Consider the following 14,449-nt stretch of genomic DNA (forward strand, 5'->3'; position numbering starts at 1 on the left):
GAACCCGGAAGCTAAGCCTTACAGCGCCGATGGTACTGCAGGGGGGACCCTGTGGGAGAGTAGGACGCCGCCGAACTCATTGTAGAGAAAGCCCCTGTACCGGGTCCCGGTACAGGGGCTTTCTGCGTTTATCGTGTGTGCTGACTTCTTGTGTGGTGAGGGGGCCGGGTGGCACCGTGCATCGTGATCATGACAGGAGAGGCATGCGACCACCACCAGCACCACCAGCACCACCAGAGGCACCGCGCGGCGGCGGGGGTACGGACGAGCGGGCGTTCGACGCCTTCTATGCCGCGAGCGTGGGACGGCTCGTCGGTCAGCTGTACGCGATGACAGGAGACCTGGCAGAGGCGCAGGATGTGGTCCAGGAAGCTTTCGCACGGGCCTGGGAACGCCGGAGTGAGCTGGATCTGGAAGACGGCGCCCCCGAGGCGTGGGTGCGGACAACCGCTTGGCGGATGGCGGTCAGCCGGTGGCGGCGGGTGCGTACCGCGCTGGCCTTCGCCCGACGCCAGGGCCCGCCAGCCACCGTACCGCCGCCGGAACCGCACCACGTGGTGCTGGTCGAGGCGCTGCGGCGGATCCCCGAGGCCCAACGGCGTGCCGTAGTGCTCCACCACCTGTGCGACCTGACGGTTGAACAGGTGGCTGCCGAGGTCGACTGCCCTGTCGGTACGGTCAAGGCCCATCTGAGCCGGGGGCGGGCGGCGCTGGCGCGGCTGCTGACCGACACTGAGCTGGATCCGCGGACGACCCGAATGTCGGAGGTGCGTCATGACTGACGAAATCGAACTGGAGGATCACCTCGCCGGCCTCGCCGAGTCGGGTCGGCGGCGCTTCGAGCCGCTCGCAGCGGAGCGGATCCGGGCGCGCGGGGAGCAGCGCCAGCGGCGCAAGCGGGCCGCTGTGGCGTCCGGCGGCGCGATGCTGGCCGTGGCGCTGGCCGTGGGAGGCCTGGCGCTGACCCGCGGCCCCTGGGGGCCCGAGCCGCCCGCCGTCGCTCCGACGCCGACGGCTTCGCTGTTCGTGCCGCCGACGCCCGCTCCGGGTGAGGAGTACGCCAGCGAACTGGGCTATGTGTACGGCGCGGTGGCGAACGGGGACACGGTGCAGATCACCGTCGAACAGCTCCGTGCCGTCCAGGGCACCGCGGAACCCGTCGGTGTGGTGCACACGCTGGTCCTGCCGGGGCGGACGCTGGTCGAGGCTCGGGAGCTGGTCGGTGGGAGCCCTACGGACGTGCGGCTGAGCGAAGTAGTGGGTCGGCTGGCCGCTGGGCCGCGATGGGTGTTCGCGATCGACTACGACGACGAGGGCCAGGTGCAGTCGCTGCGGGAGGTGTACTGGCTCGCCGAGTGAGCCCCCAGGGAGCCCTGAGGCAGGCAGCCGAAAAAAAGTCGAATCGGGGTGTAACCCAACGGGTGAGCTGACGCGTATAGCTCACGTAACCCGAACACACCTGCCATCCCTGGGGGGACCTCATGACTGCCTTCGTCTCACGCCGCCGGAACGCCGTGCGCTGCCTCGCCGCCCTGACCATCAGCCTTGCGGCCCTGACCGCGTGCGGGAGCGGGGATGACGACGGGCAGTCGGCCGCCAACGCCACGGCTGCGACGTCGGCGACGCCTACCCCGGCAGCGGACACGTCTTCGCCGTCGCCCGCCGGGACGAACGCCGGGACGAACGACGGGACGAACGACGGGGCGGGCGACGAGCAGGTGACCGCCACCGAGTCCGCGGCACCGGCCTCGCCTTCCGCCTCTGCCTCCGCCTCCGCCCCTGCCGACACGTCGGCGTCGCCCAGCGCGGCCCCCGGCGAAGCTCCCTGGGCCGGTAGCAAGCAGTTCGTACAGATCGAGAAGGCCAGGACCAGCGACGGCCAGACCTACCTGTCGGTCCGGCCCGCCCAGAAGAAGGCCGAGGTCACCAGCCACTTCGAGACGTGGGTGATCATTCCGGGCAAGGGGGCCTACACCGAGGTGCCCGTGGCCGACGACGTTCAGGTGCGGCTGGCGGCCCCGCTCGTCTCCCGTCAGGAGATGCGGCAGGACACGTCGTACTCCGGGGCCGAGTTCGTGCGCCGACTGGGGGCCCTGCCGCCCGCGGAGCGCGCGGGCGTCGGGTACGACCTGAGCTTCGACGGAGAGGGCCGAGTGATCAGGGTCAAGTCGCTGTACCGGTCCTAATTCCGTTGCGCTGCTCCATGTCCCGCGCAGGATCGGGTCATGGAGCAGCGATGCGGCGGAATGGGCGGACTGGGAGATGGAGCTGCGCAGGGGCTACAGGTCTCGGCGGTAGATGTCACGGCGGTCGCCGACGGCCAGGACCCACACGACCAGCTGACCGTCCTCGACGGTGTAGACGGCGCGGTAGTCGCCGACCCGGAGCCGCCAGCGGGCTCTGTGTTCCTGAAGCGCCTTGATGTCGAACGCGGAGGTGTCTCCCGCATCCGTCGCCTTCTGGAGTTCGGTGAGGCGGTACAGGATGCGGAGGGCATCCGGGCGAGGGATCTTGAGCATGTCCCGCTGGGCGTGTGGAGTGAAGCGCGTGAGGTACCCCACGGGTCAGCCCTGCTGAGCACGGAGCAGGGCAGCCATCTCTTCCAGAGAGACCGAGCCTGCCACGCCCTCGGCTTCGGCTTCGTCGGCCAGCTGGTTGAGCCACACTTCCTCGGCGCTCTCCGCGATCTCACGCAGGCGCTGGTACTCCTCGATGTCGATCACGACGGCTTCCTGCTTGCCGCGCCGGGTGATGATCGTCGGAGTTTCCTCGCGGTGAGCACGGTCGATGACGTCGGCGAGGTGACTGCGGACCTCGGCCATGGATTCAACGACCGGTTCGCTCATGTCATGAATGTAGCAGATGTACATCTGTTTCAGCGTGGCAGGAACTCCGGCCAGCGGGCGCGGCCCTGTTCACGGGAGCGGAGCAGGGCGAGGGTCGGCAGGCCCTGGTCGGCGCCGGTCGCGAGCAGCTCGGGGAGCTGCGGGAGCGGGGCCACCGCGGCGACGTCGTCCAGGACGAGCGTCAGTGGTGGGTCGAGCCGACCGGAGGGTGACCCTGCGGCCACGCGCCGGCCGTGCTCGACCACGTCTGAGGCGAGCGCGGTGAGCAGCGGCATGGCCCCAGGACCCGACCGGGGGTCCTCGATGGCCTCGCCCACCAGATAGAGCGTGCCCCCTTCGTTCACGAAGGAATCCAGGGCGAGGGCATCCGCTCGGTTCGGGGCGCAGGCCTCGCGGATGTGGATGGAGAAGAGCGCGGACAGCGCACGGGCCGTCAGCTCCTGGGCCGTGTCGCGGCGTTCGGGGTGCGCGGTGAGTTCGCTCTCCAGCTCGCCCGCCGCGCCGGACGCCGCCTTGGGATGGGTGCGCAGGATGCGTACGGCGTCCTGGACCTGCGTGCCCTGGCACCAGCGGTGTACGTGCTTGAACTCGCGCCCGTCCACGGCGGCGGCGTGCAGGTAGCTGCGCAGCAGGGTCTCCGCGGTGTGCGCGACGGCCGCGTCGAGCTTGGCGGTCGGGCGCACCGGGGCGAGCAGGGCCCGCGCCCGCGATCTGGCCGTCTCTTTGTCCTGGCAGCCCGCGCCGGGGCTCCAGTGCGTCCGGGCGGGCGTGTCGCACAGGTGCGCGGGGTCATAGAGCAGTACGGGGCCGAGCTTGGCCCTGGCGTCCTTGGTCTCCGCCCACAGGGTGGGGTCGGACGTGACGACCAGGGCGGCGGCGTCGGCGTCCCGTACGGCCTGCACGGCGGCGGGCCGCCTGGTCTCGGCTCCGCCGAGCACGAGGGGGTTCCTCGGGCTCGGCAGGGTCGGGGCGGGTGCGGCGATGAGGGGTGGGGCCGGGGGTGGGGCCGGGGTCGAGGCCGGGTGCGGCTCGGGGTGCGGGACCGAGTGCGCGGGCGGGCTGGTGCTCGCCGGGGCTGCCGGGGCTGCCGAGTCCGCCCAGGCCGCCGGGGCCGTCGAGGCCGTCGGGGCCGCCGGGGCCGCCGGGTTCGGCGACGCGGCAGGCGATTTCGGGCTCTCCGTCGCCGCCGCTGCCTCCGTACGTGCCGCCGCCGCACTCGCGCGGCGGGTCGCGCGCTGGGCGCGCCACCGGGTCACCGTGCCCATGATGAAGATGGCCAGCACGATCAGGATCATCACCTGGCCGATGAACAACCCCCAGAACAGCCCGTACCCCGAGAGCTGCTCCGCGGGCGTGTCCGGCCAGGCGCCCGCCATGTCGTGCGGCTCGGACACCAGCTGACGTACGGCCACCGCCGTACGCGAGAACGCCACGCCGTCGGGCCAGGAGCCGTGGGCGAAGAGGCCGGCGAGCCCGGTGGACGACCAGGTCAGGACCGTCAGGCCGACGATGAAGGCCAGGACGCCGAGCAGCAGCCCGTCCGGCACGCCGCGCTGCGCAGGGTGCCCGTGCCTCTGTCCGTACGGCTCCCTCATCTCCACCTCACGTCTCACGCCACCGTGGATTCGGACGAGTCGCCCAACTGCTGCTCCACATACGCCGCCGCCCGCGCCTCCGCCTCCCGCTCGGCCGCCAGCATGTCGTCGGACAGCGTGGCCGAGGACGCCGACGACTCCGTCATCGCGCGGTCCGTGTAGACCAGCGGGCGTTCGGTGTCCGTGATCAGATGCTTGACCACCTGGACGTTGCCGTTGACGTCCCACACCGCGATGCCCGGCGTCAGCGTCGGGATGATCTCCACCGCCCAGCGCGGCAGCCCGAGCACCCGCCCCGTGGACCGTGCCTCGTCCGCCTTCTGCGCGTACACCGTCCTGGTCGAAGCCATCTTCAGGATCGCCGCCGCCTCCTTCGCCGCCGACCCGTCCACCACGTCCGACAGGTGGTGCACCACCGCCACGAACGACAGGCCGAGCCGCCGCCCGAACTTGAGCAGCCGCTGGAACAGCTGTGCCACGAAGGGCGAGTTGATGATGTGCCAGGCCTCCTCGACCAGGAAGATGCGCTTCTTCCGGTCGGGGCGGATCCAGGTGTGCTCCAGCCAGACCCCGACGATCGCCATCAGGATCGGCATCGCGATCGAGTTCCGGTCGATGTGCGAGAGGTCGAAGACGATGAGCGGCGCGTCCAGGTCGATGCCCACCGTCGTCGGCCCGTCGAACATGCCGCGCAGGTCGCCGTCGACCAGGCGGTCCAGGACCAGCGCGACGTCCAGGCCCCAGGCCCGTACGTCGTCTATCGCGACGTTCATCGCCTCCGCGGACTCCGGTTCCGGGTGGCGGAGCTGGTCCACGATGTCGGTGAGGACCGGCTGCCGCTCGACGATGGTCTCGTTGACGTACGCGTGCGCCACCTTCAGCGCGAAGCCGGAGCGCTCGTCCAGGCCGTGGCCCATCGCGACCTCGATGATGGTGCGCAGCAGCGCCAGCTGGCCGGTCGTGGTGATCGACGGGTCGAGCGGGTTGAGGCGGATGCCGTGGTCCAGGGCGGCCATCGGGTCCAGCCGGATCGGCGTTATGCCCAGCTCCTGGGCGATGAGGTTCCACTCGCCGACGCCGTCCTCGCCCTGCGCGTCGAGTACCACGACCTGCCGGTCGCGGAACCTGAGCTGGCGCAGTACGTACGTCTTCTCCAGAGCCGACTTGCCGTTGCCGGACTCGCCGAGCACCAGCCAGTGCGGGGCGGGCAGCTGCTGTCCGTACAGCTGGAAGGGGTCGTAGATATAGCCCTTGCCGCTGTACACCTCGCGGCCGATGATGACGCCCGAGTCGCCGAGGCCCGGCGCCGCGGTCGGCAGGTAGACGGCCTGCGCCTGGCCGGTGGAGGTCCGCACGGGCGGCCGGGTCGTCTCCACCTTGCCGAACAGGAAGGCGGTGAAGGCATCGGTCAGCAGGGACAGCGGGTCTCGTCGCATCAGCCTGTACGCCCTTACCTTTACCTTTGCCGTTACCTTCGGATGCCGGTCGCGAACGGGAGGGTGTTGACGAAAGCCCGGTGGTGCTCGCGGTCGCACCACTCCAGCTTGAGGTAGGACTTTCCGGCGGACGCCCGGATGGTGCGCTTGTCGCGGGCCAGCGCCTCCGGGGAGCGCGCTGAGACCGTGATGTAGCCGACCAGGTTCACCCCGGCCGCCCCGCTGGCCAGGTCCTCGCCGCGCTGGTCCAGACGGGAGTGGGCGGCCATGTCGCGCGGGTCGACGGTGCGGTTCATCTTGGCCTGGCGGGAGGCCTCGGCCTCGTCGTTGGTCTTCTCGGTCAGCATCCGCTCGATGGCGACCTCGGTGGGTTCGAGGTCCATGGTCACGGCGACCGTGCGGATCACGTCCGGGGTGTGGACGAGGAGCGGGGCGAGGAAGTTCACGCCGACCGGCGTCATCGGCCATTCCTTCACCCAGGCCGTGGCGTGGCACCAGGGCGCGCGGGTCGAGGACTCGCGGGTCTTGGCCTGGAGGTAGGTGGGCTCGGTCGCGTCCAGTTCGGCGGGCCAGGCGTTGCGCCGGGTCATGGCCTGGATGTGGTCTATGGGGTGGTCCGGGTCGTACATGGAGTGCACGAGCGAGGACAGACGGCCCTGGCCGAGCGGCTGGCGGACGCGGATGTCCGCTTCCTGGAGGCGGGAGCAGATGTCGGTGAGCTCGCGGGCGAGGACGATGGCGAGCCCCGCGTCCTTGTCGAGTTTGCGGCCGCCGAGCCTGGCGGCCGATTCGGTACGGGACGCGCGGGCCAGGGTGTTGGCCTCGGCGGCGAGGTCGCGTGTGTAGTGCATGCAGGCGACCAGGTAGGCGCGGTGCTGCTCGCTGCTGGTGGACACCATGGACTGGAGCTGGTCGTACGAGCCCCGCAGCCAGCTCGGCGCGCGGTCGTCGCCGCGCGCCGCGACGTCCTTGGCGTGCGCGTCCGGGTCGGCGGGCAGCGTACGGGCGAGCATCTGGAGGCGGGTGACGAACCCGTCGCCGTTCGCGACGTGCTTGAGCAGGGTGCCGAAGCGGTCGACCAGGGCCTCCTGGTCCTCGGAGTCGCGCAGTCCGACGCCGGGGCCCTCGATCTCGATGGCGGCGGTGACGGTACGGCGGTCCGCGTGCAGCAGTACGGCGATCTCGTCGGGCCCGAAGGGCGCGGCCAGCCAGGTGATCCGCCCGATTCCGGGCGGCGGCCCGACCTCGACCTCGCGGCCGTCGAGGCGTACTCCGGCCTCGGCGGCGCCCGAGCGGTAGACGGCGGCTCGGCCGTTGCCGCGCAGGCTGCGCCGGAAGCTGCGGTTGATTTCAAACCACTTGTAGAAGGTACGGCCGTTGTACGGGACGTAGACGGCGGCGAGCGCGAGCAGCGGAAAGCCCATCAGGAGCACGATCCGCAGCGTCAGGACGGGGACGAGCAGCCCGCACATCATGCCCAGGAACGCGCCCGCGATGATCAGCGCGATCTCGCCGGTCTCGCGGTTCTTGCCGACGATCGCGTTCGGCCGGGCGCGGCCGATGAGATATGTGCGGCGGGGCGCGACCGGATGGGACTGGTAGGCCTGGTGGGACTCGTGGGAGTGAGTCTGGGTCGTCAACGCCCGTCACCTCCTGTGCGGTTGTTCGGTGTGCGGTGGGGTGCGGGGGCGGGTGCGGGCATGGCACCGCGGGCGGTTCCGCTGCCTGCCGTACGGGAGCCGTGCGGGCCGCTGGCGGGGCTGCTCGTACGGGGTGCGGGGGCGGCGGAGGGGACAGTTCCGCCGCCGCTCGGGGAGGCGGCGGCCGGGGCGGGGCCGCCGCGCTGGCTGTGTGCGGCGACGCCGCCGCTGACGGGGTTCGCGGGGCGGGCGGCGGCCTGGCCCTGGGCGGTGCCGCCCTCGCCGCCGCGGCCGCTGTGGGTCTTGATGCCCTGCGAGACCATCGACGCGGGGGAGCTGAGCACGGCGGCGGCCTTGCCTTCCGCGCCCTGCATGATGCGGTTGTTGCGGCCCGCGGCGATTTCGTCGCCGAAGCCGGGGACGAACCGGTAGATCATCGCCGACGCGAAGATGGCCAGCAGGATGATGGCCAGGCCGGAGACGATCGCGGAGACGGAGTTCGGCCCGTCGTCGGACGCCAGCGCTCCGGCCAGGCCCAGCACGATCACGATCACCGGCTTGACCAGGATCACGGCGATCATGATCCCGGCCCAGCGGCGGACGTGTCCCCAGAGGTTCTTGTCGACCAGGCCCGCGTAGACGACGGTGCCGAGCAGCGCGCCGACGTAGAGCAGGGCGGCGCGAAGGACGAGTTCCAGCCACAGGACGCCCGCGGCGACGATCGACACGAGCGACACGACGATCAGCATGATCGGCCCGCCGCCGATGTCGTCGCCCTTCTGCAGGGCGGCGGAGAACCCGCCGAAGAACGCGTCGGTCTGCCCGCCGGTCGCCTTCGCGATGACCTCGCTGACGGCGTCGGTCGCCGAGACGACGGTGTAGAGGATCAGCGGCGTGAACGCGGAGGCGAGGACGGTGAGCCAGAGGAACCCGATGGCCTCGCTGACAGCGGTGGTCAGCGGCACGCCCCGGACCGCGCGCTTGGCGACGGCGAGCAGCCAGAGGAGGAGGGTGAGGATCGTGGCGGCGGCGAAGACGACGGCGTACTGCTGGAGGAAGGTCTCGTTGGTGAAGTCGACGTTGGCGGTGTTCTCGACGGCGTCGCTGAGCTTGGTGATGGTCCAGGAGGCGGCTTCGGCGCAGCCCTTGGCGAGGGAGGAGAGGGGGTCCAGGACGCCTAGGCCTTCTTCGGCGGGGTTGGTTTTCGCGCCGCCGTCTGAGCCGTCTTCGCAGTACTTGCGAGCCGGGCCCGCGATGAGCTCGCAGGGGTCGTCCTCGGGTGGGTCTGGTGCGGCTGCGGCCTGTGAGCCCAGCAGCACGAGTGCTGTCTGTACGGCGGCCAGCGTTGCGGTCAGCGAGAGGGCGCGGCGTCCATGACTACCGGGCATAGGTGAACCCTCCGAAGTTCTCGACCGCTTCAGCGATCTCGTCCGAGCGCGAGGCAGGATTGTCGCCGTTCACGGGGGTCGGGCCGGTCTTCTGGCTGGTCTCCAGCACCTTCCAGTCGTCACCGGTCCACTTCAGCTGCACGGTCACGGTGAACCAGCTGTTGGTCACGGGGTTGGTGGAACCTTCACCTGTCAGCCCGAAGAGGCCGCTGCTCCAGACTTCGATGGTGGCCTTGCTGTCGCTGTAGGCCGTCGCCTTGGTGCCGATGGGCATAGTGCGGCTGACAAAGGTGTTGCCTGCTGGGGCGCTGCCGTCCTTCTTGAGACCGACCTTCTTGAGGAACTCCTGCGAGTAGTCGGCGTCGAACCCGGCACGGAGCTTGCTGCGAGCGCTTGGGTCCGCGACGGTGTCGACGATCGCGTGTCGGCGGCTCTCGTTGAACATGCCGTCAGAACCGAGCGCGGCCGCATAGTTCGCCGCCGCGCTCTGCGCACCCTCCCGGTCCCGTGCATACCCCGTAGGGATGCCGTTCTGCTGGCCCGTGGCGGGGGCCTTGCCGGATGCGGCCGTGGGGGCCGCGCCGGGGCTGCCACCGGATCCGGAGTCACCCCCGCCCCCGCCGTCCCCGCGGTTCGCGAACGCGATCGCGGCGATCAGTAGGACCACCACGCCGACCACCGTGACAAGGCTGCGCGAGGAGCGCGCGGGGCGGCGCGCGCCGCCGTACACGTCGCGGCCCTCGGGGAGCCGGGTACGGGTCTGCCCGGTGCCGCCGTAGCCGTCGCCCTCGGGTCGGCCTCGCTCGTCGCCGAGACTCATGCCGCGTACGCCCCCTCAACCTTCTGCTTGAACCGTGTAGTAAGACGGTAGTCCTGCTGGTTCCCGTTCCCGCGCTGACGCGGTGGGGTGACTCGACATCAGGGTGACGCAACCTCAGCCGGTGGCACGACAGGCGGACGGAGACACGGGGGAGCAGGAACGGATGGGTGGCGTGCTGACGGTGCGCTAGACGGCCATCCCGTACACGATGGTGAAGAGCGTGCCGAGTGATCCGATGATGAAGACACCGGTCAGCCCGGCGATGATCAGGCCCTTGCCCTGCTCCGCGCTGAAGGTGTCGCGCAGTGCCGTGGCGCCGATGCGTTGCTTGGCCGCGCCCCAGATCGCGATGCCGAGGCAGAGCAGGATGGCGACGGCCATCACGACCTCGATCATGACCTTCGCTTCGGTGCCCAGGCTCCCGAAGGGGCCCCAGTCAGGGGCGATGCCACCGATGATGGTGGTGATGTCGCCTTCTTCGGCTGCCAGAAGCATGTTGTAACTCACCGCCCCTAATGGGTAGTCATGCGCCTCTGCTGAGCGCAGAGGTCAAGCCTATTCTCGCTGAGAAATCCTCGTGGTATGTCGACTTGGCGTCATCCGTCGGGTTATCCGATGAGAGATGCGTCGGCGGAACGCGCACGGACCGTCGTCAGCCGCCCGGCGGGAGGAGGCCGGGCGCGATACGAAGGTCTGTACGGTCACTCTGTGTATCACGAGGGGTGACGTCGGGCAATGAGCGGGCGGTAACCGTCACGCTGTGTGGTTCGGAGTCGGAGATTCCGCGGCGCTCTGTGGGGGTGGGGATTGGCTGGTTCTTTTCGGTGGCCGCTCCGGTGTCCGCGCCGGTGTCCGTGGGGGCGACAATGAGCGGTGACCGGCTGGGCGGTCGGTCGGTCGGCCGGCCGGTCGGGGTATTCGGGTTCGGGTGTTCGGGGGGAGCGTGCGCGTGGGACGAGTGCTGTACGGGGAGCCGAGGTCGTGGAATCCGCTGGCGCGGCCGGTGGAGCTGACCGAGGGCGGACTCAGGGCCGGAGGGCGGACGGCGTCCCTGGGCGAGCTCAACCTCGGGGCCATGGCGGAGGCGTACCTGCGGGGGCGGTGGCTCGGCGGCGGTGGCGCGGAACGAGGGCTGGGGGAGCTGGCGGACGGGCCGGGGGCGGTGCCGGTCACCCGGATCAGCGGGACGACCAAGCCGGTCAAGGTGCGCCAGGCCGCGGAGTTCGCGCGGCGGCTGGGGGAGCTGGCGGTTGAGCGCTGCGGAGGGTCCGCGCAGGTGGCGGCGCTCGCGGAGCGGGCGCGGCAGGAGGGCGTGCCGCTGTGGATCGCGCGGCGGGTGGCGCAGGGTCCGGCCGGGCCGGTCACGGTGTGCGTGGACCGGCGCTCGGTGCGGGTGGACGTGTGGGGGCCGGGGGCGCCCGTCGTACGGCTGCGTGCGCCGTACGGGCTGCGCGCGGACGACACGTCGCCTGGGCGGGGGCTGGTCCTGACGGTGGGGGAGACGCCGGTGGGGCTCACGTTCACCCTCAGAATGCGGAAGTCCAAGCGCTCGGTCGCCGTGCAGGCGCCGTACGGGCACTGGGAGTTGCGGCGGGAGAGCGCCAACGCGTCGCGGCTGTTGCGGGACGGTCGGCAGGCCGCGCTGCTCGCGAAGCCGGACCGGTCGGCGCGTCCGGCGACGGGCGTCGAGCTGTTGCCTCTCGCGGCGGTGCGGCATGACACGCCTGATCCCCTGGACGCGGTGATGGCGCACACGTTCGCGGTCGCGTTCGGCCTCGGGGACGCGACGGGCATGTTCCGCTTCCGGACCGTCCGGCGTGTGGACGGGGACGACGGTTACGTAGGGGGCTCCTGGGGTGAACCCTGGTACAGCAACCTCGGATCGGGGCGGGACGACAACGAGCCTGGCGGCGGGGACGGCTGGGGCTCGGACGGCGGAGACGGCGGGGACGGCGGCGGAAGCGGCGGGGGCGACTCCGGTGGTGGGGGCGGCGGTGGCGACGGCGGGGGAGGCGGGGACTGAGTGCGGTACGCCAGTCCGAGGCGCCGCGGGGACGGGCCCTGCGACGCCTCGGACTCGGCTGCCCGGATCGGTCACCCTGGGCTGGGTTACCCGAACTGGCCGGGCTGGTAGTCGCCCGCGGGCGTCTGGACCAGGACGTTGATGCGGTTGTAGGCGTTGATCAGGGCGATCAGCGTGACCAGGGCGCTGAGTTGGTCCTCGTCGTAGTGTTTGGCGGCGTTCGCCCACGCCTGGTCCGTCACGCCGCCGCCCCCGTCCGCGATGCGGGTGCCCTGTTCCGTCAGCTCTAAGGCGGCGCGCTCGGCCTCGGTGAAGACCTTGGCCTCGCGCCAGGTCGCGACCAGGTTGAGACGGGTGGGCGTCTCCCCGGCCGCGGTGGCGTCCTTGGTGTGCATGTCGGTGCAGAAGGCGCAGCCGTTGATCTGGCTGGCGCGGATCTTCACCAGTTCCTGCGTCGCGGGCGGCAGGGTCGAGTCGGATACTGCCTTGCCTGCCGCGTTGAAGTGCTTGACGCCCTTCATCGCGACCTCGTTGCCGAAGAGGTTCAGTCGAGCTTCCACGGTGTACTCCTCGTACTTCTCGTACCTCTGGTACCTCTGGTACCTCTCGTCTCGCGTTGTGCGGCCTTGTGCTGGCTTGCACTGCGTTGCCGCTCTTGCTCTACCCCTTTGACACGGTGGAACGACGAGGTGTGACACCGGGTGGTGTGACGTGCGTTACGTCCGGGCTGCCCTGGCCGCAGTAGCCGCTCTGGCCGGGCTAGTTGATCTGGTAGATCGCCGTCGTGCCCGACACCTCGTGGCCGACCACCAGCAGCGGCTTGCCGTTCGGGCTGTCCTGCGCCGGGATGAAGTGCAGGCCCTCGGGGGCGAGGTCGCCCGCCGTGCCCGCGGCCGGGTCGCCGGTGAAGTCACGGGTGTTGATGTGCCCGGCGAACTTCGGGGCGCGCGGGTCGCTCAGGTCGTACGCGACGATCCCGCCGACGCGCTCCAGGCCGACGAAGACGTACGGCGTGCCGTCGACCGTGCCCGTCGTGAGGCCCTCGGGCTCGGGGCCCTTGGCGTCGCTGCGGGAGTCGAAGCCGTTCTTGGAGTTGGTGCTGTTGAAGTGGTCGGGGTGCAGGCGGGCGGTGAGCTGTTCGAGCTCGTCGCCCGAGTCCCAGACCAGGCGGCCCTTGGCGTCCCGTACCGAGAACGACCGGCCGCCGAAGGCGTGCAGTTCGGTGACGCGGCCCTGGGCGTCACGCGGGGACGCGGAGGTCACGGTGAGGCGGCCGAGTGCGGCGTCCTGTTGCAGCTCGGCGGCGTTCGGGAAGGCGGAGGGGGAGAGTTCGAGCTTCTTGACCCGGACCTCCTCCTCGTGGCAGTCGTACTCGCGGGCGTCGCCCTCGTTGGCCGAGACGGTGTACTGCTTGTTGTTCTTGTTGTTCTTTCCGGAGGTGAACGCGGCGATCGAGTCCGGCTGGTACATGCCTTGCACGGGCCACTGGGCGATGTTGACGCCGCCGTCCTTGTCGGAGGCGTCCAGGCCGTTGCCGGGCAGGCTGTGGTCCTTGAGGCCGAGCGGCTTGATCTGGCGGACCTTGGCGCGCTTGAGGTCGACGATCGCCAGCGCGTTGTTCTCCTGGAGCGTGACCCACGCCGTGCGGCTGTCCGCCGAGACGGCGACGTACTCGGGCTCCAGGTCCTGGCTCGCGGTCGCGCCGGGGCCGGTGATCCGTACGCCCGCCGCGCGCAGCTTGGCGGTCCTCTTCCGGCTGTCCCACTTCTCGAAGCCAGCGGTGCGTACGGTGCCGCGCCTGACGTCGATCACGCTCACCGAGCCGACCGGGTCGACGCCCCCGTCGGCCCCCGCGCAGTACGAGTCCGGCTCGCCCTCGTTGGCGACGACGACCCGCCGGCCGTCCGGGGTGAAGGTCACCATGTCGGGCAGCGCGCCCACCGTCACCGTACGAAGCTTCGCGCCGTCGGCCGCACGGAAGAACGACACCGTGCCCGCGTCGGTCTTCCGCTCCGCCTGCTGCGCCACCGCGACGAGACCCTTGTGCACCGTCACGCTGTTGGCCCCCGGCGTCGCCAGCTCGCCCGTCTTGCGGGGCCGGGCCGGGTCGCTGATGTCCAGGATGTCGACCGTCCCCGCCTTGGCGTTGACCGTGAACACCCGGCGGCTGTCCGCGTCGTACGCGGTGATCTCCGCGGCGCTCTCGTCGAACGCGCCGCTGGAGTAGCGCCCGAGCAGCGTGAGGCCGATGCCGTTGTGCTGAGTGTCGGCATGCCGGGCGTCGGCCGTCCTGGGCGCTGCGGTGGCGGTCAGGGGCGACAGGCCGGTGGCGGCGATGGCCGCGGCGGTGGTCAGTGCGAGTATGCGGTTACGGGGGCTCATGGGGCCGCAGTGTGCTGTGCCCCCTGCGACCGCCGGTGAATCCCAGTCCGTATCTGGGTTAACGCGGTCTGACGGATCGCCTGAGCCGCGCGGGACGGGCGGCCCTAGTCGGCGTCGGCGTCGTCGTCATCCGGGTCGCGTACGAGCTGGTCGACCGCGCAACGTACGGGATGCCGCCCGCGACAATGGCCGCGAAGGCAATCACGCGAGCGCATCGTGGTCACGCCGTAGGGCAGTTCTGCCGGAGCGGTGAGGTGGAGCAGGGGTCCGGCCCCCCCCGCCCCCGCCCCCCCCCCCCCGCCCCCGATGACGGCGCCCC

14 protein-coding genes and 1 rRNA gene are annotated in these 14,449 nt (G+C 70.9%); 5 read left to right on the forward strand and 10 right to left on the reverse strand.

Annotation, left to right across the window (positions count from 1 at the left end; translation table 11 throughout):
- The 4 genes from rrf to ACX6XY_RS29000 form a co-directional block, all read left to right on the forward strand.
- A 5S ribosomal RNA gene (rrf, locus tag ACX6XY_RS28985) occupies positions 1-76 on the forward strand; the annotation flags it as partial.
- 127 nt (positions 77-203) lie between these two features.
- The gene (locus tag ACX6XY_RS28990) at positions 204-782 is read left to right on the forward strand and encodes a SigE family RNA polymerase sigma factor (RefSeq protein ID WP_460337220.1); all 579 of its coding nucleotides are present in this window, start codon (positions 204-206) and stop codon (positions 780-782) included.
- Complete coding sequence (locus ACX6XY_RS28995) at positions 775-1,359, forward strand: hypothetical protein (RefSeq protein WP_460337223.1); 585 nt, start codon at positions 775-777, stop codon at positions 1,357-1,359. The genes ACX6XY_RS28990 and ACX6XY_RS28995 overlap by 8 nt, the downstream gene beginning before the upstream one ends.
- Before the next feature lie 122 nt (positions 1,360-1,481).
- A complete protein-coding gene (locus ACX6XY_RS29000; RefSeq protein WP_460337226.1) occupies positions 1,482-2,186 on the forward strand; it encodes a hypothetical protein in 705 nt (234 codons plus the stop codon).
- A 93-nt stretch (positions 2,187-2,279) separates the two neighbouring features.
- On the opposite strand, the gene ACX6XY_RS29005 is transcribed toward ACX6XY_RS29000, so the two are convergent.
- The 8 genes from ACX6XY_RS29005 to ACX6XY_RS29040 all read right to left on the reverse strand — a co-directional run bounded on the left by ACX6XY_RS29005 (position 2,280) and on the right by ACX6XY_RS29040 (position 10,220).
- Positions 2,280-2,561 carry a type II toxin-antitoxin system RelE family toxin gene (locus tag ACX6XY_RS29005; protein ID WP_460337229.1) on the reverse strand — a complete coding sequence of 94 codons (282 nt, stop codon included), beginning with the start codon at positions 2,559-2,561 and terminating at the stop codon, positions 2,280-2,282.
- Between the two features lie 3 nt (positions 2,562-2,564).
- Positions 2,565-2,846: a type II toxin-antitoxin system Phd/YefM family antitoxin gene (locus ACX6XY_RS29010; RefSeq protein ID WP_460337232.1), complete on the reverse strand. Its 282-nt coding sequence runs from the start codon at positions 2,844-2,846 to the stop codon at positions 2,565-2,567.
- A 29-nt stretch (positions 2,847-2,875) separates the two neighbouring features.
- The gene (locus ACX6XY_RS29015) at positions 2,876-4,441 is read right to left on the reverse strand and encodes a type IV secretory system conjugative DNA transfer family protein (RefSeq protein WP_460337235.1); all 1,566 of its coding nucleotides are present in this window, start codon (positions 4,439-4,441) and stop codon (positions 2,876-2,878) included.
- 14 nt (positions 4,442-4,455) lie between these two features.
- Positions 4,456-5,877, reverse strand: coding sequence for an ATP-binding protein (locus ACX6XY_RS29020; RefSeq protein ID WP_460337238.1), 1,422 nt, complete (start codon positions 5,875-5,877; stop codon positions 4,456-4,458).
- Positions 5,878-5,909: 32 nt separating this feature from the next.
- Complete coding sequence (locus tag ACX6XY_RS29025) at positions 5,910-7,517, reverse strand: SCO6880 family protein (RefSeq protein ID WP_460337241.1); 1,608 nt, start codon at positions 7,515-7,517, stop codon at positions 5,910-5,912.
- Complete coding sequence (locus ACX6XY_RS29030) at positions 7,514-8,905, reverse strand: hypothetical protein (protein WP_460337244.1); 1,392 nt, start codon at positions 8,903-8,905, stop codon at positions 7,514-7,516. The genes ACX6XY_RS29025 and ACX6XY_RS29030 overlap by 4 nt, the downstream gene beginning before the upstream one ends.
- On the reverse strand, positions 8,895-9,725 hold the full coding sequence (locus ACX6XY_RS29035; protein WP_460337247.1) for a hypothetical protein: 831 nt from the start codon (positions 9,723-9,725) through the stop codon (positions 8,895-8,897). The genes ACX6XY_RS29030 and ACX6XY_RS29035 overlap by 11 nt, the downstream gene beginning before the upstream one ends.
- Before the next feature lie 186 nt (positions 9,726-9,911).
- Positions 9,912-10,220: a hypothetical protein gene (locus ACX6XY_RS29040; RefSeq protein WP_460337250.1), complete on the reverse strand. Its 309-nt coding sequence runs from the start codon at positions 10,218-10,220 to the stop codon at positions 9,912-9,914.
- A gap of 454 nt (positions 10,221-10,674) precedes the next feature.
- On the opposite strand from ACX6XY_RS29040, the gene ACX6XY_RS29045 reads away from it, so the two are divergent.
- Positions 10,675-11,748 (forward strand): hypothetical protein, encoded by a 1,074-nt coding sequence (locus ACX6XY_RS29045; RefSeq protein ID WP_460337252.1) that lies wholly within the window; start codon positions 10,675-10,677, stop codon positions 11,746-11,748.
- Between the two features lie 86 nt (positions 11,749-11,834).
- Here the strand turns inward: ACX6XY_RS29045 and ACX6XY_RS29050 are convergent, their stop codons facing one another.
- Positions 11,835-12,308, reverse strand: coding sequence for a carboxymuconolactone decarboxylase family protein (locus ACX6XY_RS29050; RefSeq protein WP_460337255.1), 474 nt, complete (start codon positions 12,306-12,308; stop codon positions 11,835-11,837).
- Between the two features lie 199 nt (positions 12,309-12,507).
- The gene (locus ACX6XY_RS29055) at positions 12,508-14,130 is read right to left on the reverse strand and encodes a choice-of-anchor I family protein (protein WP_460337258.1); all 1,623 of its coding nucleotides are present in this window, start codon (positions 14,128-14,130) and stop codon (positions 12,508-12,510) included.
- Positions 14,131-14,449 lie beyond the last annotated feature (319 nt).

It is taken from the genome of Streptomyces sp. O3 (assembly GCF_054788135.1).

Excerpts from the sequence above, each read along its gene's own strand:
- ACX6XY_RS29055 (WP_460337258.1), bottom strand. The coding sequence starts at position 14,130 with ATGAGCCCCCGTAACCGCATACTCGCACTGACCACCGCCGCGGCCATC.
- ACX6XY_RS29040 (WP_460337250.1), bottom strand. The coding sequence starts at position 10,220 with ATGCTTCTGGCAGCCGAAGAAGGCGACATCACCACCATCATCGGTGGC.
- ACX6XY_RS29000 (WP_460337226.1), top strand. The coding sequence starts at position 1,482 with ATGACTGCCTTCGTCTCACGCCGCCGGAACGCCGTGCGCTGCCTCGCC.
- ACX6XY_RS29035 (WP_460337247.1), bottom strand. The coding sequence starts at position 9,725 with ATGAGTCTCGGCGACGAGCGAGGCCGACCCGAGGGCGACGGCTACGGC.
- ACX6XY_RS28995 (WP_460337223.1), top strand. The coding sequence starts at position 775 with ATGACTGACGAAATCGAACTGGAGGATCACCTCGCCGGCCTCGCCGAG.
- ACX6XY_RS28990 (WP_460337220.1), top strand. The coding sequence starts at position 204 with ATGCGACCACCACCAGCACCACCAGCACCACCAGAGGCACCGCGCGGC.
- ACX6XY_RS29010 (WP_460337232.1), bottom strand. The coding sequence starts at position 2,846 with ATGAGCGAACCGGTCGTTGAATCCATGGCCGAGGTCCGCAGTCACCTC.
- ACX6XY_RS29020 (WP_460337238.1), bottom strand. The coding sequence starts at position 5,877 with ATGCGACGAGACCCGCTGTCCCTGCTGACCGATGCCTTCACCGCCTTC.
- ACX6XY_RS29015 (WP_460337235.1), bottom strand. The coding sequence starts at position 4,441 with ATGAGGGAGCCGTACGGACAGAGGCACGGGCACCCTGCGCAGCGCGGC.
- ACX6XY_RS29030 (WP_460337244.1), bottom strand. The coding sequence starts at position 8,905 with ATGCCCGGTAGTCATGGACGCCGCGCCCTCTCGCTGACCGCAACGCTG.